This is a genomic window from Bradyrhizobium sp. AT1 (assembly GCF_001590795.1).
Taxonomy (GTDB): domain Bacteria; phylum Pseudomonadota; class Alphaproteobacteria; order Rhizobiales; family Xanthobacteraceae; genus Bradyrhizobium.
In genome coordinates, this window is the sequence record NZ_JXDL01000001.1 from 6,750,763 (window position 1) to 6,772,393 (window position 21,631).

23 protein-coding genes and 1 other RNA gene are annotated in these 21,631 nt (G+C 64.5%); 13 read left to right on the forward strand and 11 right to left on the reverse strand.

From position 1 onward, the window contains the following. The first annotated feature begins 403 nt into the window (after nucleotides 1–403). Nucleotides 404–1,519 carry a DUF2336 domain-containing protein gene (locus SE92_RS31310; protein ID WP_063202270.1) on the forward strand — a complete coding sequence of 372 codons (1,116 nt, stop codon included), beginning with the start codon at nucleotides 404–406 and terminating at the stop codon, nucleotides 1,517–1,519. A gap of 28 nt (nucleotides 1,520–1,547) precedes the next feature. After that, nucleotides 1,548–1,790: a hypothetical protein gene (locus tag SE92_RS31315; protein ID WP_063202271.1), complete on the forward strand. Its 243-nt coding sequence runs from the start codon at nucleotides 1,548–1,550 to the stop codon at nucleotides 1,788–1,790. A gap of 6 nt (nucleotides 1,791–1,796) precedes the next feature. Here SE92_RS31315 and SE92_RS31320 read toward each other — a convergent pair whose 3' ends face one another. The 3 genes from SE92_RS31320 to SE92_RS31330 form a co-directional block, all read right to left on the reverse strand. Continuing rightward, nucleotides 1,797–3,503 (reverse strand): ATP-binding protein, encoded by a 1,707-nt coding sequence (locus SE92_RS31320; RefSeq protein ID WP_063202273.1) that lies wholly within the window; start codon nucleotides 3,501–3,503, stop codon nucleotides 1,797–1,799. Next, nucleotides 3,500–5,014, reverse strand: coding sequence for an ATPase domain-containing protein (locus SE92_RS31325; protein ID WP_063202275.1), 1,515 nt, complete (start codon nucleotides 5,012–5,014; stop codon nucleotides 3,500–3,502). The genes SE92_RS31320 and SE92_RS31325 overlap by 4 nt, the downstream gene beginning before the upstream one ends. 303 nt (nucleotides 5,015–5,317) lie before the next feature. Further along, nucleotides 5,318–6,256, reverse strand: coding sequence for a LysR family transcriptional regulator (locus SE92_RS31330; RefSeq protein WP_063202277.1), 939 nt, complete (start codon nucleotides 6,254–6,256; stop codon nucleotides 5,318–5,320). Here SE92_RS31330 and SE92_RS36870 point away from each other — a divergent pair. Further along, complete coding sequence (locus SE92_RS36870) at nucleotides 6,167–6,424, forward strand: hypothetical protein (protein ID WP_198172978.1); 258 nt, start codon at nucleotides 6,167–6,169, stop codon at nucleotides 6,422–6,424. The two genes, SE92_RS31330 and SE92_RS36870, sit on opposite strands and share 90 nt — an antisense overlap. Nucleotides 6,425–6,512: 88 nt before the next feature. Here the strand turns inward: SE92_RS36870 and SE92_RS31335 are convergent, their stop codons facing one another. From SE92_RS31335 to ssrA, 8 genes are all read right to left on the reverse strand, one after another. Next, the gene (locus tag SE92_RS31335) at nucleotides 6,513–7,031 is read right to left on the reverse strand and encodes a GNAT family N-acetyltransferase (RefSeq protein WP_063202279.1); all 519 of its coding nucleotides are present in this window, start codon (nucleotides 7,029–7,031) and stop codon (nucleotides 6,513–6,515) included. A 175-nt stretch (nucleotides 7,032–7,206) separates the two neighbouring features. Beyond that, entirely contained in the window at nucleotides 7,207–9,078 is a 1,872-nt protein-coding gene (gene feoB, locus SE92_RS31340) for a ferrous iron transporter B (protein ID WP_063202281.1), read from the reverse strand. 37 nt (nucleotides 9,079–9,115) lie between these two features. Further along, on the reverse strand, nucleotides 9,116–9,391 hold the full coding sequence (locus SE92_RS31345; RefSeq protein WP_063202283.1) for a FeoA family protein: 276 nt from the start codon (nucleotides 9,389–9,391) through the stop codon (nucleotides 9,116–9,118). A gap of 119 nt (nucleotides 9,392–9,510) precedes the next feature. Next, nucleotides 9,511–9,762, reverse strand: coding sequence for a ribbon-helix-helix domain-containing protein (locus SE92_RS31350; protein ID WP_063202285.1), 252 nt, complete (start codon nucleotides 9,760–9,762; stop codon nucleotides 9,511–9,513). Then, complete coding sequence (locus SE92_RS31355) at nucleotides 9,759–9,947, reverse strand: DUF4169 family protein (RefSeq protein ID WP_063202287.1); 189 nt, start codon at nucleotides 9,945–9,947, stop codon at nucleotides 9,759–9,761. The genes SE92_RS31350 and SE92_RS31355 overlap by 4 nt, the downstream gene beginning before the upstream one ends. Nucleotides 9,948–10,227: 280 nt before the next feature. Then, nucleotides 10,228–11,661: a class II fumarate hydratase gene (gene fumC / locus SE92_RS31360; RefSeq protein ID WP_063203861.1), complete on the reverse strand. Its 1,434-nt coding sequence runs from the start codon at nucleotides 11,659–11,661 to the stop codon at nucleotides 10,228–10,230. 89 nt (nucleotides 11,662–11,750) lie between these two features. After that, nucleotides 11,751–12,266, reverse strand: coding sequence for an SspB family protein (locus SE92_RS31365; protein ID WP_063202288.1), 516 nt, complete (start codon nucleotides 12,264–12,266; stop codon nucleotides 11,751–11,753). A 114-nt stretch (nucleotides 12,267–12,380) separates the two neighbouring features. After that, nucleotides 12,381–12,747, reverse strand: a transfer-messenger RNA (tmRNA) gene (ssrA, locus tag SE92_RS31370). Nucleotides 12,748–12,831: 84 nt separating this feature from the next. Between ssrA and SE92_RS31375 the strand changes: the two genes are divergently transcribed. From SE92_RS31375 to hflC, 10 genes are all read left to right on the forward strand, one after another. Next, the gene (locus tag SE92_RS31375; protein ID WP_063202290.1) at nucleotides 12,832–13,437 is read left to right on the forward strand and encodes a chromate transporter; all 606 of its coding nucleotides are present in this window, start codon (nucleotides 12,832–12,834) and stop codon (nucleotides 13,435–13,437) included. Further along, nucleotides 13,434–13,964, forward strand: coding sequence for a chromate transporter (locus SE92_RS31380; protein ID WP_063202292.1), 531 nt, complete (start codon nucleotides 13,434–13,436; stop codon nucleotides 13,962–13,964). The genes SE92_RS31375 and SE92_RS31380 overlap by 4 nt, the downstream gene beginning before the upstream one ends. Before the next feature lie 95 nt (nucleotides 13,965–14,059). Further along, nucleotides 14,060–14,821 carry a tripartite tricarboxylate transporter TctB family protein gene (locus SE92_RS31385; protein ID WP_063202294.1) on the forward strand — a complete coding sequence of 254 codons (762 nt, stop codon included), beginning with the start codon at nucleotides 14,060–14,062 and terminating at the stop codon, nucleotides 14,819–14,821. 7 nt (nucleotides 14,822–14,828) lie between these two features. Further along, nucleotides 14,829–16,343 carry a tripartite tricarboxylate transporter permease gene (locus tag SE92_RS31390; RefSeq protein ID WP_063202296.1) on the forward strand — a complete coding sequence of 505 codons (1,515 nt, stop codon included), beginning with the start codon at nucleotides 14,829–14,831 and terminating at the stop codon, nucleotides 16,341–16,343. A gap of 118 nt (nucleotides 16,344–16,461) precedes the next feature. Beyond that, nucleotides 16,462–17,445 carry a tripartite tricarboxylate transporter substrate binding protein BugD gene (locus SE92_RS31395; RefSeq protein WP_063202298.1) on the forward strand — a complete coding sequence of 328 codons (984 nt, stop codon included), beginning with the start codon at nucleotides 16,462–16,464 and terminating at the stop codon, nucleotides 17,443–17,445. 183 nt (nucleotides 17,446–17,628) lie between these two features. Then, complete coding sequence (locus tag SE92_RS31400) at nucleotides 17,629–18,423, forward strand: thymidylate synthase (RefSeq protein ID WP_063202300.1); 795 nt, start codon at nucleotides 17,629–17,631, stop codon at nucleotides 18,421–18,423. Between the two features lie 5 nt (nucleotides 18,424–18,428). Next, on the forward strand, nucleotides 18,429–18,914 hold the full coding sequence (locus SE92_RS31405) for a GNAT family N-acetyltransferase (RefSeq protein WP_063202302.1): 486 nt from the start codon (nucleotides 18,429–18,431) through the stop codon (nucleotides 18,912–18,914). Beyond that, nucleotides 18,914–19,426, forward strand: a complete 513-nt coding sequence (locus SE92_RS31410) for a dihydrofolate reductase (RefSeq protein WP_063202304.1) — start codon at nucleotides 18,914–18,916, stop codon at nucleotides 19,424–19,426. The genes SE92_RS31405 and SE92_RS31410 overlap by 1 nt, the downstream gene beginning before the upstream one ends. A 153-nt stretch (nucleotides 19,427–19,579) precedes the next feature. Next, nucleotides 19,580–20,716, forward strand: coding sequence for an FtsH protease activity modulator HflK (gene hflK, locus SE92_RS31415; protein ID WP_063202306.1), 1,137 nt, complete (start codon nucleotides 19,580–19,582; stop codon nucleotides 20,714–20,716). Next, entirely contained in the window at nucleotides 20,713–21,609 is an 897-nt protein-coding gene (hflC, locus tag SE92_RS31420) for a protease modulator HflC (RefSeq protein WP_063202308.1), read from the forward strand. Before hflK ends, hflC begins: the two co-directional genes overlap by 4 nt. Nucleotides 21,610–21,631: the final 22 nt, after the last annotated feature.

Sequence of the window (21,631 nt, forward strand, 5' to 3'; positions counted from 1 at the left end):
ATCGACGTCAAGCCGGCGCCAGGTCCGCCGCCCGCAAAGCCGAAGCCAAAGCCACCGCTGGTGCTGACCCCGCAGAATCCGTGAGGCGGATTGGGTGCTCACCTCTCCCGCTTGCGGGAGAGGTCGGCGCGAAGCGCCGGGTGAGGGCTTGCTCGATTTAGGGATTCCCTCCGCTGAGATAGCCCTCTCCTCGACCCTCTCCCGCAAGCGGGAGAGGGGGCGCACCGTCTTCCTTATCTTTGAGTAAACCCATTCCCGCGCATTTGAATGAATTTTGCCCGGCAAAACTGATTTGCCGATTTTACCGAATTCTCGCGTTTGATCTCTAACGTCAGTTCCCAGAGGAATCCGAAAGTCCCGCCACGAGCGGCGGGATGGCTCGCCAAGAACTGGGGTAATCGAGATGAACGGGGCGAAATCGCTTCTGCAGGATCTGGACGACGCGATCGCGCGCGGCACCGAGGAAAGCCGGGCGAAGGCGTTGTGGCATGCGACCGACATTCTGATTACCGGCCGCTACAGCGACGACGAGATCAGCATGTTCGGCGAGGTCATCGGCCGGCTCGCCGAGGAGATCGAGGTCGCCGCGCGGGCGCAGCTCTCGGATGTGATGTCGGCGTGCGATCACGCCCCGCTCAACGTCATCGAGAAGCTCGCGCTTGACGATGCGATCGAGGTCGCCGGTCCCGTGCTGCGCAACTCCAGCCGCATCGACGAGAAGATGCTGGTCGAGAGCGCCCTGACCAAGGGCCAGTCGCATCTGCTCGCGATTTCCCAGCGCTCGTCGATCGGCGAGGCCGTGACCGACGTGCTGGTCAAGCGCGGCAACCAGGAGGTCGTGACGTCGGTTGCGAAGAACGAGGGCGCGCGCTTCTCCGGCTCGGGCCTGTTGCACATGGTCCGCCGCGCCGAGGGGGATTCGATCCTCGCCGAGCAGATCGGCCTGCGCAAGGACGTGCCGCGCCACGTCTTCCAGCAGCTGATCTCGAAGGCCTCGGAAGACGTCCGCCGCCGCCTCGAGACCGAGCGGCCCGAGATGATGGCGCAGATCCAGAGCTCGGTGACCGAGGTCACCGGCGACCTGCAGTCCAAGTTCGGCCCGTCCTCGCGCAGCTATTTCGTCGCCAAGCGCGTGGTCACGACGCAGTACCGGCAGGGCAACCTCAACCAGGATTCGATTTCGAACTACGCGCGTCAGCATCGCTTCGACGAGGTGCAGATCGGCCTGTCGTTGCTGTCCTCGCTCCCGGTGGACGTGATCGAGCGCGCGCTGATGGACCGCAATCGCGAGATGATGCTGGTCCTGTGCAAGGCGCTCGACTTCTCCTGGGACACGACGATGTCGCTGCTGTTCCTGGGCGCCAAGGATCATCTGATCACGGCGCGCGAGCTGCAGGACAACGAGCGCGAATATGGTCGCCTCAAGATCGAGACCTCGCGCAGCATTCTGAAGTTCTACCAGTCGCGCAAGACCGGCACGGGTGATGCGGGCCGTCAGCCCGAGCTACAGGTCCACTGAGCGGAAATTCGACAGGGGAGTATTTGCAATGTTGCCTCAATTCGGCACCGCTGTTCGCAAGAAGAACCTCAACGGTGCCGCCACCGCCGATATCGGCGGGGGAGCCCCGGACAAGGCGTCGGTGGACGCGGCCTGGCTCGTGCTGGAAGCCGCCAACGATCTCGGCGACCACGCCGCGATCGAAGCCTGCCGCCGCGTCATCGACGCCGAGCTGACCGGCGCGGTGGCCCGCAGCGCGGACGTCGATCTCGTGATGGGCTATTTCAGATAAGCACTCTCAGCAGGAACTGGAGCGTTTGGATCCTGCATCGGGCCGAAAGCCTGATCTTGCCGCGCTCAGAGCTGCCGCCAGCTCTTCGATGTGGTAGGGCTTCGCCAGGATCTGGATGCCCGCTGCGTCGGCGTCGTGGGCCGACGCTTCGGAATAGCCGCTGGTCAACAAGACCGGGATGTCGCTCCGCCGTTTTCTGATCTCGCGTGCGAGCTCGACGCCGTTCATGCCTCCCGGCATCATGATGTCCGAAAACACAATGTCGACCGAGCGGCCATCGGCCAGAGCGCCGAGTGCCGCGGCAGCGCTGGCGGCGCGCGTGACTTCGAAACCGAGCTGGCCGAGCATCTCGCTGACGAGCGCGGCAACTTCGTCGTCGTCCTCCACCAGCAGGACCTGGCCCTGGTTGCTTCGTTTCGGCCGCACCCGGGTGAGGTCGATCAGGTGTCGCTCGCTGGAAGGAAGATCGAAGGATCGCGGCAGGTACAGCTCGATGCTGGTGCCTCGGTCGACCTCCGATTGAATTCGCACGGTGCCCCGGGACTGCGTCGCAAATCCGTGGACCTGCGCGAGCCCGAGCCCCGAGCCCTTTCCCACGTCCTTGGTCGTGAAGAACGGCTCGAACACGCGCGTCAGAATCTCCGGAGACATGCCCACACCGGTGTCGATGACGGACAGCCGGACGTAGTCGCCGGCGATCTGCCCGTCGTTGATATCCGGCAGGTTCTCCCCGCGCACGACGATGGTGCCGCCACTGGGCATGGCGTCGCGGGCATTGACGGCCAGGTTAAGAATGACCAGTTCGAGCTCTCCGGGATCGACCTCCACCGGCCATAGCGAATCCGGAAAGTCGAACTCGACGTGAACGTCGCCCCGCAAGCTGCGGTCCAGCAGTTCACGCATTCCGCCGATCTGCGCGGCGACGTCGACGGGCTGCGGCCGAAGCGTCTGCCGACGGGAGAACGCCAGCAGCTGCTTGGTCAGGCTGGCGCCGCGCTGTGCCGCCTGGATCATCCCGTCCATCAGACGCCGGCGCCGGTTTGGGTCGGTCTGGCGGTCGAGCATGTCGAGGCCGCCGGAAATCACCATCAGCAGATTGTTGAAGTCGTGCGCGACACCGCCGGTGAGCTGGCCGATCGCCTCGATCTTCTGCGCCTGGCGGAGCGTCTCCTCGACACGGGCACGCTCGCTCATTTCGAGACGCAACTGCTCGTTGGCCTCTTTCAGCTCGCGCGTTCGCTCGACCACCAGCTTCTCCAGCTCTTGCGCCGTCTGCTCACGGGCCTGGAGCAGGGCCCGGATTTCATACTGGCGCCGCCGCGCCCGCATCGCGGATTGAACCGCGCTGGTCAGTGTGATCGGCTGAACCGGACGTTCGAGCAGCGAAACGTTGCGGAGAAGCTCGACGATGCTGCGTCGCCACGCAACGACAGCCGGTTGCTCCCGGTGGCTGGTGAGGACGACAAAAGGCAGGTCGGACCATGGCGGCTGGTTCGCGATCCATTGTGCGAGCGGCGCCGTGTCATTGCCGAACAATCCCTCTTCGGCCAAGAAAACCGCTCCAACGCCACCCTTCATCTCGGCAACGAGTTCGGGCAGACTTCGGCAATTGACCGCTTCCAGGCTCGCGCCGCGAAAAAGCTCCGCCGATGCCGGTCCGTCGCGGCCGATCGGGGCGAATATCAGAACACGGTTGTCCTGGTCGGCGCTCATTCAGCCGGTCCTTCCGGCAGCACCGTGCCGGTATAGCGGGGATTGCCGGAAAAAATGCCGCTGAACTCCTGCAAAGGCGGACCGAGCCTGATCCCCGTGCCGCCAAGCCGGAACTCGCGGATGCTGTGCTCGTGGTTGCCGCTGCGCTTCTTGACGACGGAGAGCGCGCGCCGCACCGTTCCGCCAAACTCGAAATAGCGCAGCATCACCACTGCATCGCTCAGATAGCTGATATCGAGCGGCGTATCCATCGGGCCGACGAGCCCATGCTGGGCGAGGATCAGAATCGTCAGCACGCCTTGCTGGGCCAAATAGCTGAGGAGTTCGTGCATTTGCAGGATGAGGAAGCGCTCGTCCGGCATCGCGTTCAAATAGCCGTTCAGGCTGTCGATGATGACAACCCTGGCGTTGTCGATCTCGACGCTCCGGCGCAGCGTCGCCGCGAACTCTCCGGGCGACAATTCGGCGGGATCGACTTGTTGGAAGCGGATTTTCCCGGAATCCAGATGTTCCTGCAGAGGCAGGCCCAGTGTCCGAGCACGTGCTTCGATCGTCCCACGGCCTTCATCGAAGGCGAAGAACACGGCGTGCTCGCCGCGTTCCGCCGCCGCGATGGCATAGGCCAGCGCGAGGGACGACTTGCCGACACCGGCAGAGCCGAGGAGAAGCGCGTTGGTGCCGCGCTCGAGCCCGCCGCCCAGCAGTTGATCGAGCTCGGCGTTACCGCTGGACACGAAGTCGCCGTGGAACGCCTTGTGATGCTCGGCCGCGACAAGCCGTGGGAAGATCCGCAAGCCGCCTTGCGAGATCGTAAAATCGTGGTACCCGCCGCGAAATCGAATGCCGCGCATCTTGATCACGCGAAGCCGGCGCCGCTCCGCGCCGTAATCGATAGCCATTTGCTCGAGCATGACGACGCCGTGTGCGATCGAATGCAGCTGCAGATCGTCCTGGGAGGAAGATAGATCGTCGAGCAGCACGACAGTGCAGTTGCGGTTGGTGAAGAAGTGCTTCAAGGCCAGCACTTGGCGCCGATAGCGCAGCGGGTTCTGGGCCAGCAGGCGCAGCTCGGACAGGCTGTCGAGCACGACGCGGGTGGGATTGATCCGCTCGACCTCCTTGAAGATCAGGCCGGTCGTTTCGCTGAGCTCCATCTCCGCGGGATGGAAGACTGTGAGCTCCCGGTCGGGATCGAGCGTCGTCTCGGGCGGGACCAGCTCGAAAATGTCGACGCCTTGCAGAGACCAGCCGTGCCGATGCGCGACGAGTTCGAGCTCCCGCCGTGTCTCTGACAGCGAGATATAGAGCACACGCTCACCGTCGCGCACACCCCGGAGGAGGAATTGCAGCGCGATCGTGGTCTTGCCGGTCCCCGGCCGTCCCTCATAGAGGTACATCCTGTTGGGGTCCAAGCCGCCCCCGAGGATGTCGTCCAAACCCTCGCTGCCGGTCGAAACTCTTGGCAAATCTTTGGGATCGTTGTCGGAAGCACCCGTCGACGTACCGGTCATTGCACCCCCTTAACGCATTCCCAAAAAGAAAGCTGGCTGAGCGGCCCCTTGGACCGACGAAGTCCGTCTATGGAACTCACACACTCGGATTGAGTTCCCGCGGCGAGGTCGGCCCGGGCAGGTTGAACGAGGCGACCGTCGGGCCGGGAGCGGCAACCGCTTACTGGTTCCTGTGGATTGCCCGGCTCGGGCCCAATGCGTGAGGATGCGACGTCGGTCGAGCCGTGTCGGTCCAAAATTGGACGAAGCATGTGGGATCGTTGACCTGCCAATCCGGCGTGTTGCGCGGCCGGATGCGGCCAATCAGGTCAGATCGCGGGGCACGGGCTTGTTCGCGGCGATGGCCGAGAGGATCCTGATGAAGGTCGTCACCGCCGGAGCCGGCGTGCGATGTCGCTGGGTAATGAGGCCGAACTCGATGTCGATCGGTGCGGGCTTCATCACCAGATGGGCGAGCTCGCGCCTGCGCCAGTAAGGCTCCAGAAGCGGGATCGGCGCCCAGCCGATCGCGTCGCTCGCCATCACCACCTGGCGCATGGCCGCGAAGCTCTCGGCCCAGATCCGCGGAACGAAGCCGCCGGACTTCGGCACCATCAAAGCGCGATAGTCTGAGACACCATCGATCGCCTCGGATGAATAATGCGAGGGACGCGGGCCGGTGAGGGGATAGGCCAGCAGATCCTCCGGCTTGATCACTTTGTGCCGCAGCAGCGGATGGCCGCGCCGGCAGTACAGGGCGACCTTGACGGTGAGCAGCTTCTCGAACGCGAGCTCGTCGAGATCGCGGACCTCGACCCGGTCGGCGATCGCGATATCCGCGCTTCCGTTCAGCACCTCCTTGACCGCAAGCCGGGCTTCAGTGGAGCGGAGGCGACAGCGGAGGTTTGGAAACTCCATCGCGAGACGTCCGAGTGCCTGCGGCACCCACAGCTCGGACGGAAACGTTCCGGCAGCCACAGTGATCTCGCCGACCTCGAGTCCCCTGGCGAGACGAATCTCGCGCGACAGAATGTCCATGCTGCGCGTCACCGGCTCGCCGCGCTCCAGCACGATGCGGCCGAACATCGTCGGCTCGGGAACGCCCGTTCCCCTGTCGAACAGTCGCACGCCGAGGTCGCCTTCGAGCGCCTGAAGGGCGCGTGTCAGTGCCGATTGAGTGATGCCCAGGGCTTCGGCCGCACGGGCGAAATGACGGTGGTGGGCGAGGGCTTTAACGATCTCTATGTGCCGGATCGTGATCATGATGCATTGAACTCATTGAACTTTGCTTTTGATGAATTTGACACATTAGGACATGCTTTGTCATCTCACGACAGTGCGGCAAATGATTCAGCGCTGAAGGCACTTTGTTCGTCTGGAATGGGAATGAGCGCGGACGCGCGTGGGGGCAAGTTTGAGTATGAGGAATGATCAGGCGCGATCGGTGATCGCGGCACGCATTGGGTCGCACTGAGGGGCTGGGCGGCTCAACCTCTTGCGCGGTGGCGTGCTGTCGCCGTCACCGCGCAGGAGGACTCGCGGCTCCCGACTTGCGGTAGATCACGACGTCCTCGCCGTGACGCATCGTGCTCCGTTCGACGAGATAGTCCGATCTCTCCAGCACGCGGCGGGATGCGCCGTTCCTGACATTCACGATGCCGATGAGGGACGGCAGCTTGAAATGCGACAGCCCGATGTCCGTCATCGCGACCGCAATCTCGCTTGCAAATCCCTGGCCCCAGAATTCGCGTTTATACGCATAGAGGATCTCGATCTCGTCGACGTCGTCGACGAGAATGTGCCGGATGCCGCCGCGTCCCACGAACGCTCCGTCCTGCGTTCGCATCACCCAGAGGCCGAAGCCATGCTGGTCCCAATGGGCCATATTGGTGGCGAGATAGGTCTTCGTGACCTCGGGCGTCCGCACCCCACCGAGATAGCGGGAGACCTCGGCATCGAGATGCAGCGCGACGAGGTCGGCGAGGTGAGTTTCATTCAGCCGCTCGGCGGTGAGCCGCTTGGTGCTGAAGTGATCCATGATTGCGAGGGGATGCCGCTGAGGTCGATCTTGGCAGCGTGCCAGTGTTTTGCCCGACGGGTCAACCGGCGCGTCATCTGCGGTCGGACGATTTTCGCCCTCGCGTAAGCCATTGATTTCACGACCCCCGTCTACTGTGCATGGGGTTGTTTTCGCAGTTTTAGTTTTGGAGGGGCTATCCAGCCCCCAGCGCCACCGCGACGTTGTAGGTCAGAAGGCTCGCGGCATAGGCCAGCACCAGCATGTAGGCGAAGGTCACGGCCATCCAGGTCCAGCTTCCGGTCTCGCGCCGGATCACGGCGAGGGTGGAAGCGCATTGCGGGGCGAAGATGTACCAGGCCAGCATCGACAGTGCGGTCGCAAGCGACCATTTCGTCGCCAGCACCTGGCCGATCTGCTCGGCCGCTTCCTTGCCGCCTTCGATCGCGTAGACGGTGCCGAGTGCGGCGACCGCGACCTCGCGCGCCGCCATGCCCGGGATCAGCGCGACCGCGATCTGCCAGTTGAAGCCGACGGGAGCGAGCAGCGGCTCGAGCGCCTTGCCGATCATCGCCGCCAGACTGAAGTCGATGGCGGGCTCGGTGGCGCCCACGGGCGGCTGCGGGAACGAGGCCAAAAACCAGATCAGCACCATCATCGAAAAGATCGTGGTGCCGGCGCGCACCAGGAACATCTTGGCGCGGGTGTAGATGCCGATCACGATCGATTTCAGCCGGGGCATCTTGTAGTCCGGCAACTCCAGCATGAACGGCGCCGGCGCATAGTCGCGCAGCATGAAGAACTTGATGAGGAACGAGACGGCCAGCGCGCTGGCGATGCCGGCCGCGTAGAGGCCGAACATCACGAGGCCCTGCAAATTGATGAAGCCCCAGACGTCCTTCGCCGGAATGAAGGCGGAGATGATCAGCGTGTAGACCGGAATGCGCGCCGAGCAGGTCATCAGCGGCGCGATCAGGATCGTGGTCAGCCGGTCGCGCTTGTTGTCGATCACGCGCGTCGCCATGATGCCGGGGATGGCGCAGGCGAAGCTCGACAGCAGCGGAATGAAGGCGCGGCCGTGCAGGCCGGCACCGCCCATGATGCGGTCCATCAGGAACGCGGCGCGCGCCATGTAGCCGAAATCTTCCAGCAGCAGGATGAACAGGAAGATCAGGATGATCTGCGGCAGGAACACGATGACGCTGCCGACGCCGGAGATCACGCCGTTCTGCAGGAAGCTCTGCAACAGGCCGTCGGGCAGGGTGGCCTGCACCAGCTCCCCGAGCGCGTCGAAGCCGGACTTGAGCACGTCCATGGCCGGCTGCGCCCAGGCGAACACCGCCTGGAACATCACGAACAGGATCAGCGTCAGCACGAGGAGGCCGCCGACGGGATGCAGCACGACCGCGTCGATCCGCGCGGTCCAGGTGTCGGGCCGGGCCGGCAGGCTGACGCAGTCGGCGATGATGCGGTCGGCCTCGCGCTGGGTCGCGCGCAATTCGGCGACGCTGAGCGCGCGCCAGCTGTTCGCCTCGGCCTCGGCGGCGAGCTTGGCCGAGATCTCGTCGGTCAGCTTCAGGAGGTCGGCGGTGCCGCCCTTGCGCACCGCGATGGAGGTGACCACGGGCAGGCCGAGCTCCTTGGCCAGACGCTCGACGTCGACCGTGATGCCGCGGCGGGCGGCGATGTCGAACATGTTGAGCACGAGCACCATTGGCCGGCCCGTGCGCTTGAGCTCGAGCAGCAGGCGGATGGTCAGCCGCAGATTGGTGGAATCGGCGACGCACAGCACGAGATCGGGCACCGTCTCGCCGGAGGCCTTGCCGAGCACGAAGTCGCGGGTGATCTCCTCGTCCGGGCTGCGGCCGCGTAGCGAATAGGTGCCGGGGAGGTCTACCACCGAGACCTGGCGTCCCTGGGGCGTGACGAAGAAGCCTTCCTTGCGCTCGACGGTGACGCCGGGATAGTTCGCGACCTTCTGCCGGCTGCCGGTCAGGGCGTTGAACAGCGAGGTCTTGCCGCTGTTCGGCGTGCCCACCAGGGCGAGATGCAGCAGGGGTAATTCCATGGAATCACTGGTCCGGGATCAGAGGTCCGGTCGCGGTCTAGGCGACGATGATGGCCATGGCTTCGCGGCGGCGGACCGCGATCGTGATGCTGTCGACCCGCACGGCGATCGGGTCGCGCCCGACCAGCCCCTCGTGCAGGACCTCGACCCGGGCGCCCTCGACGAAGCCGAGCTCGATCAGGCGGCTCTCGAGCTCGATGTCCGAGAGCGCCGAGCCCGCTTCGCGAGCGGAAAGATGCTGGATGACGCCGGTATAGCCGCGCTTGGCCAGACCCAGCGGCATGTGCGGGCGCGTGTCATTGGTGTCGGTCATGCCCTGTATTTTCAACGCAAGGCATTGAGGTCAAGCGCGCTCACTCGCTGAAACCGCACCTTAGAGCGATTTTAAAGTGCGGGCCGCGGAGCGCCGTCGAAGGCGCCCTGGAGGTTTGGCTACTGGGCCGGGACCTTGTCCGGCTGCGGGGCCATGGCCCGGCTCTTGAAGTAGTCCAGGACGAACAGACGGATCGCCGACGACAAATTGCCCTGCTGGCGGTTGTTGTCGATCTCGCCGACCAGCTCGGACAACGTCATGTTGCGCAGGCCGGAAATTTCCTTCATGCCGTTCCAGAACGCCTCTTCCAGGCTGACGCTGGTCTTGTGCCCGGCGACGACGATCGACCGTTTCACGACGGGCGACTTCATGGCTGCTCCTCGCGATCGATCTGATGCTGATCCAGGTGCGCCTTCGCCTTGTCCGCGTGCGTCTCCTCCGCCGATCGTTCCGCCTTCGTGCGGCCGAACTTCGTCCGGTTGGCGTCCGCCTGTTTCGCCGACGCTTCCCGCTCGGCGCGCTTCCTGAAACGATTCAGGTTGATGACGTTCCCCATGCCGCGTCTCCATCATCCGATCCTCTTCAGGCTGGATGAAACATTCAGAAACAGGGTGCCGCTTTGCGCCCCACAAGACTTGATCGCCATTCGCTCGTCCTCGTCAATCGGCCCCTGGGGCCATCAAACGATGAATTTGGCCCCGTCGAGGGGCGGAAAGGCTGCGTAGCACGCCGATCCGCCGGAACATTGACGGTAATCAAATCCCGCCCTCAAAGCCCGCACATTTCGGGGCGCCGAGGCTCCGTATCATTACGGATGGCTATCGCAATTCGGAGTTTCATCCCGGGCTGGTCATCTTCTCGGGCCGCACCAGGCGGTCGAACTCGTCGGCCGAGACGAAGCCGAGCCGCAGCGCCTCCTCCTTCAGCGTGGTGCCGTTGGCATGGGCCGTCTTTGCCACCTTCGCGGCGTTGTCGTAGCCGATCTTCGGGGCGAGCGCCGTCACCAGCATCAGCGAACGCTGCATCAGCTCACTGATGCGCTTTTCGTCGGCCCGGATGCCGCTGACGCAGTGCTCGGTGAAGGATCGCGCCGCGTCCGCCAGCAGGCGGATCGAGTGCAGCATGTTGTAGGCGAGCACGGGCTTGTAGACGTTGAGCTCGAAATGGCCCTGGCTGCCGGCCACCGTGATCGCGGTGTGATTGCCGAACACCTGGCAGCACACCATGGTCATGGCCTCGCACTGGGTCGGATTGACCTTGCCCGGCATGATCGAGGAGCCCGGCTCGTTCTCCGGCAGGATCAATTCGCCGAGCCCCGAGCGCGGGCCTGAGCCGAGCAGGCGGATGTCGTTGGCGATCTTGAACATGCCGGTCGCCACCGAATTGATGGCGCCATGCACCAGCACATAGGCATCGTTCGAGGCCAGCGCCTCGAATTTGTTGGCGGCGCTGGTGAAGGGCAGTTTCGTGATGGAGGCAACGTGCCTTGCGAACAGCTTGGCGAAGCGCGGCTTCGAGTTGAGGCCGGTGCCGACGGCGGTGCCGCCCTGCGCCAGCGGATGGAGGTCCTTCACCGCGACCTTGAGCCGCGCGATGCCGCTCTCGACCTGTGCGGCATAGCCGGAGAATTCCTGGCCGAGCGTCAGGGGCGTTGCGTCCTGCGTATGCGTGCGGCCGATCTTCACGATCCCAGAGAACTCTTTCTCCTTCTTGCGCAGCGCGCGCAGCAGCTCGCCGAGCGCGGGGACGAGATCGGCGGTGATGCGGCTTGCGGCCGCGATGTGCATCGCGGTCGGGAAGGAGTCGTTCGACGACTGGCTCATGTTGACGTGGTCGTTGGGATGCACCGGCTTCTTGGTACCGAGCTCGCCGCCCAGGAGCTCGTTGGCGCGGTTGGCGATCACCTCGTTGAGGTTCATGTTGCTCTGCGTGCCGGAGCCGGTCTGCCACACCACCAGCGGAAAATGATCGTCGAGCCTGCCCTCGATCACCTCGCGCGCGGCGCGGATGATGGCACTGGCGCGGCGCCGGTCGAGCAGGCCGAGCTCGAGGTTGGTCTGTGCCGCGGCGAGCTTGACGATGCCGAGCGCGTGCACGAGCGCGATCGGCATGCGGTCGGTGCCGATGCGGAAATTCTGGCGCGAGCGCTCGGTCTGCGCGCCCCAATAGCGGTCGGCGGGGACCTCGATGGGACCGAAGCTGTCGGTCTCGATGCGGGTTGCGGGGGGAGCTGCTTTCGCGCGGGAAGCTTTGGCCATGAGCACATCCATTCCGCCGCGCGAGATGCCGCGCGGCCTCTTCATGTGCTCTTCTATATAGGCAGTCTGGCCGGACGCGACGGCTTCGCGGCCAACCTAGATCATTTCTTGCGGAAACGATCGAGCCGCACGACCTCGGCGCCGCCCTGGTTCGGGGCCGCCGGCTCTTCCGTGGTCTCCGCCTTTTCAGCGGCCGCAGGCACCGCGACCGCCGAAGGGGCAGGGGCGGCCGGCAAATTCTCCGGCGCGACCTCGGCGACGTCGGACGTGTCGAACTGGAGGCCGAACTTCACGGACGGGTCGAGGAAGCTCTTGATGGCGCTGAACGGCACGATCAGCCGCTCCGGAATGCCACCGAAGGAGAGGCCGACCTCGAAGCGGTCCTCGAGCACGGTCAGGTCCCAGAACTGGTGTTGCAGGATGATCGTCATTTCTTCCGGATATTGCGCGAGCAGCCGCGGCGACAGCTTAACGCCCTCGGCTTTCGACACGAAGGTGATGAAGAAATGGTGCTCGCCCGGCAGGCCATGAGCCGCGGCATCGGTCAAAACCTTCCGGAGCACGCCGCGCAGCGCGTCGCGGGCCAGCACATCGTATCGGATATGATCGGTCGCCATGGTGGTCCTGTTGCATCCCGAAGCCGGACCGTGCCGGCCCGACTCGCCAAGCCGCAATAGTACCGCGCCTGACGGGTCAGCAGGAGTCCCCGCCGGGGAAGAAATCAAGAGTAAAGTGGAGGCTTCTGTTGCCAGGTGCCTCCGAACCCCGCCTAACGGAGCTTAACCCGTTAGGACTTTAAGATGGTCTTTCAAACTGCGTTACGCAGCCTGAGCAACCGGAGCAAAGTTGTCGTTGGCAACTATTGCAGTAGCCCGATAACGGCGGAACAATACCGGGAAAAAGCACGCCCTTTACGCCCTCGTCGATCCTATTTCGCCCCCGCCAAAACCCGCTTCTTGGGCATGCCCCGTGTGGGCTTTGGTGGAGGCGCCGGGTACCGCCCCCGGGTCCGAATGGTTTATTGCGACGACCGTTTATTTCCATAGCCGGCGAACCGGCATCCCCAATATAGGGGGCAAAGGTTTCAAATGACAGGTGTTTCGCGCGGCCATCCCGAGGTTCCCTCAGCGCAGGTTCCCGCCGGGCTTGGCCGCGTCACGGCCGCCGTTCTAAGCTTCTGACATGTCCGAGGATTCTGCACCGGCCCCACAAGAGCCGGACCATCCCGCCGCTGCGGCCTTGCCCCCCGGGCTGCTCGACCTGTTCCTGGCCTTCGCCCGGATGTCGCTGGCCGGCTTCGGCGGCGTTCTGGTGTTCGCCCGGCGGGCCATCGTCGAGCAGCACCGCTGGATGACTGCGGACGAGTTCAACGAGACCTTCGCGCTCTGCCATTTTTTGCCCGGGCCCAACATCGTCAATCTGGCGATGGTGTTCGGCGCGCGATTGCGGGGGATCGCTGGGGGCGTTGCCGCCTTTGCCGGGCTGCTGCTACCCCCGACATTGATCATGACCGTGCTCGCGATCATCTACGCCCGGTTCGGCGAATTGGAGCTGCTGCGCCGCAGCCTCGCCGGCGTCTCCTGCGCGGCGGTGGGCCTGTTGATCGCGGTGGTGTTCCGCATGATGGCCCCGCTGTTGAAACGGATGGACACCGTCGCGCTCACTCTGATGCTCGGCGTGTTCGCCGCCATCGGGGTGTTCCGTCTGCCGCTCCAGGCGGTCCTGCTGGTCGCGATCCCCGTGAGCATCGGCGCCATTTATGTCCTGCGACGGAAAGTAGCAGCATGAACGCCGAGAACCCGATCTGGACGCTGATCTCCACCTTCGGCCTGATGTCGCTGTTCGCGGTCGGCGGCGCCGCGGCGGCGGTGCCCGAGATGCACCGCATCGCGGTCGAGGTACATCACTGGATGACCGAGAAGCAGTTCACCGATGCCTATGCGATCGCGCAGCTCTCGCCAGGTCCGAACGTGCTTATCGTGACGTTAATCGGCTATGCCGTCGCCGGGATCCCCGGGGCGCTGGCGGCGACGCTGGCGATGTGCCTGCCGACGGCGCTGCTTGCCTATTATGTCAGCCGGCTCCTCAACAGGCCGAGCCAATCGCGCTGGCCCGGCCTGATTCAGGCTGCACTGGTTCCGCTGTCGATCGGGTTGATGGCGGCGAGTGCCCTGATCCTGGCCCAGTCGACCGATCGCACAATTGTTGCAGTGCTTCTGACCGCAATGGTTGCGGTGATCGCGTCGGTCTCGCGCATCAATCCACTCTGGCTTCTGCTTGCCGGCGGGCTGTTGGGTTTTGCTGGCATTGTGTGATGAAAATCGCTAGGCAGTGATCCGGGCGGGGTATCCAGTTCCAGCCGATTTAGAACAACAGTGCTCGTGACTTACGGGTCGCGGAGGAGACATGCATGGCCGACACGATGGGCCACTCAGCAACGACCACCCGGAATACCCGGTTGGCGATTGGCTTTTGTCTGCTGGCGATTGCGCCGCAGATTTTCGAATTGATCTGGTCGATCGGGACGATCTTCGGCTGGGGCACCGGCCGCGGTCCGGTGACGGTGGTCACCAGCCACGTGACGGCGCTGCTCGCAGGCGCGCCCAGTGCTGTCTTCGGATCGTTCGGCGGCGGCACCAAGAAGATGTCGTCCGAGGTGCTGCTGGCGCTGATCTATTCCTATCCGCTGTTCGTGGTGGCGATCCTCACACTGTTCATGACGGTCCGGTCGGCGCAGGACTATGTCGGCGGCGTCGTCCTGATGGCGCTTGCCCTGTTCGCGCTGTGGGCAGGGAGCGACCTGCAGGGCATGCGGGGCTTCTCCTTCGGCGCGGGCACGGCGCCGCGGATGTTCGGCGGATTGCTGGTCGCCTTGTCGGCCGGCATCGCCTTGACCGGTCTTCTGACCGATGGGCCGGCGATGGCCCATTATTCCTGGCGCGGGCCGCTGTTCGTGATGGCCGCGATCGTGTTCTTTGCGCTGGCGATCCGGCCGCTCGGCCTCGTGGTCACGGCCTTTGCGAGCTTCATGATCGCAGCGACGGGGTCGGAAGAGACCCGCTGGCTGGAAGCGGCCATCGTCGGTGCCTGCCTGACGCTCGGCTGCGCGATCCTTTTTCCCTACGTGCTCGGGTTGCCGATGCCGATGTTTCCGCGTTTCCTGATCCAGTGAGGGTGTGATGGATATTTTTGCAAACCTCGCTCACGGTTTTGCCGTCGCTCTCTCCCCGATCAACCTCTTGATGTGCCTGATCGGCGCCCTCGTCGGCACGCTGGTCGGCGTGCTCCCGGGCATCGGAACCATCGCAACGGTCGCGATGCTGCTGCCGATCACCTTCGGCCTGCCGCCAGTCGGCGCGCTGATCATGCTCGCCGGCATCTATTATGGCGCGCAATATGGCGGCTCGACCACCTCGATCCTGGTCAATATTCCAGGTGAGGCGACATCGGTCGTCACCGCGATCGACGGTCACCAGATGGCCAAGCAGGGCCGCGCCGGCCCGGCGCTGGCGATCGCGGCGATCGGCTCGTTCTTCGCCGGCTGCGTTGCGACCGTCTTGATCGCCATTCTCGGCGCGCCGCTGACGAAACTCGCACTGGCGTTCGGCCCGGCCGAATATTTCTCGCTGATGGTGCTCGGCCTGATCTTCGCGGTCGTGCTGGCCAAGGGCTCGGTGCTGAAGGCGATCGCGATGATCGTGTTCGGCCTGCTGCTCTCGATGGTCGGCTCCGACATCGAGACCGGCGCCTCGCGCATGGCCTTCAACATTCCGGAACTCGCCGACGGTCTCGGCTTCGCGACGGTGGCGATGGGTGTGTTCGGCTTCGCCGAGATCATCCGCAATCTCGACGCCGGCGCCGAGATGAATCGCGACCTCGTGCAGCAGAAGATCACCGGTCTGATGCCCACCAGGAAGGATCTGAAGGATTCAACACCTGCGATCTTGCGCGGCACCGTACTAGGCTCGATCCTCGGCATCCTGCCGGGCGGCGGCGCGGTCATTGCCTCGTTCGCGGCTTACACGCTCGAAAAGAAACTCGCCAAGGATCCGAAGCGTTTCGGCCGCGGCGCGATCGAGGGCGTGGCGGCACCGGAAAGCGCCAACAATGCCGCGGCGCAGACCTCCTTCATCCCGCTGCTCACCCTCGGCATCCCGCCGAACGCGGTGATGGCGCTGATGGTGGGCGCGATGACCATCCACGGTATCGTACCGGGGCCGCAGGTGATGCAGAAGCAGCCCGACCTCGTCTGGGGCATGATCGCCTCGATGTGGATCGGCAATCTGATGCTGATCATCATCAACCTGCCGCTGGTCGGCATCTGGGTCCGGCTGCTCCGCGTGCCGTACCGGCTGATGTTCCCCTCGATCGTGATCTTCTGCGCGATCGGCATCTACTCGGTGAACAACGCGCCGGTCGACGTCATCCTCGCCGGCGTGTTCGGCCTCGTCGGCTACTGGCTGATCAAGCACGATTTCGAGCCGGCGCCGCTGCTGCTCGGCATGGTGCTCGGACCGCTGATGGAAGAGAACCTGCGCCGTGCGCTGCTGATCTCGCGCGGCGACTGGAGCGTGTTCCTGACGCGGCCGCTGTCGGCGGTGCTGCTTGCGATCGCGGCAAGCCTGCTGCTGCTCACGGTGCTGCCGGCGCTCCGATCGAAGCGCGACGAGGTGTTCACCGAATCCGAGAACTGAGCGCCGCGCCCCTGCGTCGGCGCGCCGCATTCGGAAGTCGAATCGACTTGTGTGACGGCTTCGTGAAATGAAAATGCCGGCCTTTGGGCCGGCATTTTGTTTGTCCCGGAGGACCGATATGACTTCCATTCGCGCGCTCGCTTCGAGCGCATGTGCCGTAGCGGTCGCCTCGCTGTGTGCCTTTGTCGCGCCGGCGAAGGCTCAGACCTATCCGACGCGCAGCATCACCATGATCGTGCCGTTCGCGGCCGGCGGCCCGACCGACGTCGTCGCGCGCATCGTCACCGCGCACATGGCGCAGACGCTCGGGCAGAGCATCATCATCGAGAACGTGGTCGGTGCCGGCGGCACCACCGCGACCACGCGCGCCGCACGCGCGGCCAATGACGGCTACACGCTGATCACGGGACACATGGGAACGCATGCCGCCTCCGTGCCGCTCTATCCGAAGCTTGCCTATCATCCCGAGAAGGACTTCGAGCCGATCGCGCTGCTCGCGGGCACGCCGATCCTGATCCTGGCGCGCAAGGATTTTCCGCCGAAGGACCTGAAGGAGTTCGTCACGTACGTGAAGGCCAACGCCGAGAAGGTGAACGCTGCCCATGCCGGCGTCGGCTCGGTCTCGCACGTTTCCTGCGAGCTCCTGCATTCGATCCTCGACATCAAGCCGGTCGGCGTGCCTTTCAACGGCACGGGACCCGCGATGAACGCGCTGGTGGCGGGCCAGGTCGACTACATGTGCGACCAGATCGTCAACGCCGTGCCGCAGATCAATGCCGGCACCATCAAGGCCTATGCGATCGCAACGCCGGAGCGTAATCCGTCGCTGCCGAACGTGCCGACCACGGCGGAAGCCGGCTTGCCGAAATTCCAGGCCCAGGCCTGGAATGCGATGTTCGCGCCCAAGGGAACCTCGGCTGCGATCGTGGCCACCCTGAACGCTGCCGCCAGCAAGGCGCTCGACGACGAGACCGTGAAGAAGCGCCTGCTCGAGCTCGGCAGCGTGATCCCGACCCCTGCGGAGCGCACGCCGGAAGCGCTGGCCACCCTCGTCAAGAACGAGATCGCGAAGTGGACCCCGGTGCTGAAGCCGGCCACTTAAGCAGCACTTTCAAGCTGATAGGCGAGGGGCGGGACGGAAGTTCCGCCCCTTGTCGTCTCCCTTGCCGTTTGTGCCGGGAGCGCTCACTTTTTCCGGGTATAATCGGAGCGGACAGCGAATCGCCGCTGTTGCAGCGCGGGGGTGGCGGCTAAGTTCGCCGCCTTCCCAAAGGCTCAGTCGCACATGCACCAGTATCAGGACCTGCTCGAGCGGATTCTTTCAGACGGCGCCGAGAAGACCGACCGGACCGGCACTGGCACGCTCTCGGTGTTCGGCCATCAGATGCGCTTCAATCTGTCCGCCGGCTTCCCGATGCTGACCACCAAGCGGCTGCCCCTGAAGGCGATCGTGCACGAGTTGCTGTGGTTCCTGAAGGGCGACACCAACATCAAATATCTGCGCGACAATGGCGTCACCATCTGGGACGAGTGGGCGGATGCCAAAGGCGATCTCGGCCCGGTCTACGGCCATCAATGGCGTTCCTGGCCCACCGCCGACGGCCGCAGCATCGACCAGATCGCCAACGTCGTCGACATGATCAAGCGCACCCCGGATTCCCGCCGGTTGATCGTCACCGCCTGGAATCCCGCCGACGTCGAGAAGATGGCGCTGCCGCCGTGCCACCTGCTGTTCCAGTTCTATGTCGCGAACGGCAAGCTGTCGTGCCAGCTCTATCAGCGCTCGGCCGACGTCTTCCTCGGCGTGCCCTTCAATATCGCCTCCTACGCGCTGCTCACGATGATGGTCGCGCAGGTCACGGGCTTGAAGCCCGGCGACTTCGTGCACTCGCTCGGTGACACGCATCTCTATTCCAATCACCTGGAGCAGGCGCGGCTGCAACTGACGCGGACACCGCGTCCGTTGCCGGTGATGCGGATCAACCCTGAGGTGAAGGACATCTTCTCCTTCCGCTTTGAGGATTTCGAGCTCGTCGGCTACGACCCGCATCCGCACATCAAGGCGGAAGTCGCGGTCTGACGCCGATGTCGTTGAGCATCCGCCGTGCACAGCCCGGAGAGGCCGGACTCGTTCTGGACTTTATCCGCGAGCTCGCCGACTACGAAAAGCTATCGCACGAGGTCGAGGCGACCGAGGCCGACATCGCGGATGCGCTGTTCGGCGACAGGCCGCAGCTCTATTGCGCGATCGCCGAGTGGAACGGTGAAGCCGTCGGCTTCGCGGTCTGGTTTGTGAATTTCTCCACCTTCAGCGGCCGCCACGGCATCTATCTCGAGGACCTCTATGTGCGGCCGTCGCATCGGGGCAAGGGTCTCGGCAAGGCGCTGCTGGTCTATCTCGCGAAGGAGTGCGTCGACAACGGCTGGGCGCGCCTGCAATGGGCGGTGCTCGACTGGAATACGCCCTCGATCGCGTTCTACAAATCGCTCGGCGCCGTCATGATGGACGATTGGACGCTGTGCCGCGTCACCGGTCCGGCGCTGACGCGGCTTGCCGGGAGCCAGGCCTGATGGAGATCGTCTTCGTCGTCGCGATCGCGGAGAACGGCGTCATCGGCGCGGGTAATGCGATGCCCTGGCGATTGAAATCCGACTTGGCGCGCTTCAAGGCGCTCACGATCGGCAGGCCCGTGATCATGGGCCGCAAGACCTTCGAATCGTTGCCCCGCCGTCCCCTGCCGGGCCGCACCAATATCGTGATCACGCGCGATGCGGACTATCGTGCCGCAGGTGCCGTCGTCACGACATCGGCGGCGGATGCGGACGCGGTTGCGCGCGGCGACGCCCTGCGGCGTTCGGTCACCGAGATCGCGGTGATCGGCGGTGCCGAGATCTTCCGGCAATGGCTCGATCGCGCCGATCGCCTGGAAATCACTGAGGTCCACGCGCGGCCCGACGGCGATACGCATTTCGACATCGACCGGGCGGAGTGGGACGAGGTCGCGCGCGTCCGCCATCCTGCCGGAGGCGACGACAGCGCCGATTTCTCCTATGTGACATATCGTCGGCGGCCCCGCCATTAACCGCATTTCCCAATGTTAACATTGACTTTTCCTCCCCCGAGCTTAGCTCGAAAGGCGGCTGAGGTTACGTTGTAAGGGATCTGCCTGTCCCCTATAAAGCCGATCCGGACAAAGCGGGCGGGGGCAATTCCACCCTGCCGAGGAGAGCGTCGAATGCCGTGGAAGAATCAGGGCGGTGGCCCATGGGGCTCGGGTCCAAAGGGACCATGGGGCTCAGGCCCGCAACCGATCGGGCCGAGGCCGCCGGATCTGGAAGACCTTCTGCGGCGTGGCCAGGACCGCCTCCAGCAGATCATGCCGGGCGGCTATTTCTCCGGCATCGGCATCACGCTGATCGTGCTGCTGATCGTCGCGTTCTGGCTGCTGTCGGGCTTCTTCCGCGTGCAGTCCGAAGAGCTCGGTGTCGTGCTGCGCTTCGGCAAGCATGTCCGCACCGTGCAGCCGGGCCTGAACTATCATCTGCCCTATCCGATCGAGACAGTGCTGCTGCCCAAGGCGTTGCGCGTCAACACGCTCTCGATCGGCATGACGCTGATCGACGATCCGGCACGGCGCGGCCGCTCCATTCGTGACGTGCCCGAAGAGAGCCTGATGCTGACCGGCGACGAGAACATCGTCGACGTCGATTTCACCGTGCTCTGGCGCATCAAGCCCGACGGCGTCGGCGATTTCCTCTTCAACATCCAGAATCCCGAAGGCACCGTGAAGGCGGTCGCCGAGAGCTCGATGCGCGAGGTGATCGGCCGCTCGCAGATCCAGCCGATCCTGACCGGTGCCCGCAACGTCACCGAACAGGGCGTGCAGGAATTGATCCAGAAGACCCTGGACAGCTACGGCGCCGGCATTCAGATCAGCCAGGTGCAGATGCAGAAGGTCGATCCGCCGGCGCAGGTGATCGACGCCTTCCGCGACGTCCAGGCTGCGCGCGCCAATCTCGAGCAGTTGCAGAACGAAGCGCAGACCTACGCCAACCAGGTCGTCCCGCAGGCGCGTGGACGGGCGGCGAAGATCCAGCAGGATGCCGAAGGCTACAAGGAGCAGGCGGTCGCCGAGGCCAAGGGCCAGAGCGCGCGCTTCCTGAAGGTCTACGAGGAATACAAGAAGGCGCCCGACGTGACGCGTGAACGGATCTATCTGGAGACGATGGAGCGCGTGCTCGGCGGCGCGGACAAGCTCGTCTATGACGGCGGCCGCTCGGGCCAGGGCATCGTGCCCTATCTGCCGCTGAACGAATTGACCGCGAAGCGGCCACCTACCACCGGTCCGCAGTCGAGCGGAGGCAGCCGATGAGGTCTCCGGTCACAGGTATCGTCACGCTGCTCGCCCTCCTGCTCGTCGTGGTCGTCGGCTACATGTCGCTGTTCACGGTGGCGCAGACCGAGCAGACCATCGTGCTGCAGTTCGGCCGGCCCGTCGACGTCGTCACCGCGCCCGGCCTGCATTTCAAGGCGCCGTGGAATTCGGTGATCAACATCGACAAGCGGATTCTCGACCTCGAGAACCCGTCGCAGGAAGCGATCGCTTCCGACCAGAAGCGTCTCGTGGTCGATGCGTTCGCGCGCTATCGCATCAAGGACGCGCTGCGCTTCTATCAGAGCGTCGGCTCGATCCAGGCTGCGAACATCCAGCTCACCACGCTCCTGAACGCAGCGCTGCGCCGCGTGCTCGGCGAGGTCACCTTCATCAACGTGGTGCGCGACGACCGCGAGAAGCTGATGCAGCGCATCCGCGAGCAGCTCGATCGCGAGGCTGACGGCTACGGCATCCAGGTCGTCGACGTCCGGATCCGCCGCGCCGACCTGCCGGAGCAGAACAGCCAGGCGGTCTATCAGCGCATGAAGACCGAGCGCGAGCGCGAGGCGGCCGAGTTCCGCGCGCAGGGCGGACAGAAGGCCCAGGAGATCCGCTCCAGGGCCGATCGCGAGGCGACCGTGATCATCGCGGAAGCCAACTCGCAGGCGGAGCAGACCCGCGGCGCGGGCGATGCCGAGCGCAACCGCCTGTTCGCGGAAGCCTACAGCAAGGACGCGGACTTCTTCGCGTTCTACCGGTCGATGACGGCCTACGAGAACGGGTTGAAGTCGAGCGATACCCGCTTCTTGCTGCAGCCGGACTCGGATTTCTTCCGGTATTTCAGCAATCCGTCCGGCAAGATGGCACCCGAGACGCCGGCGAAGCCGTAAGCTAGACAGGGGGCGGCGAATC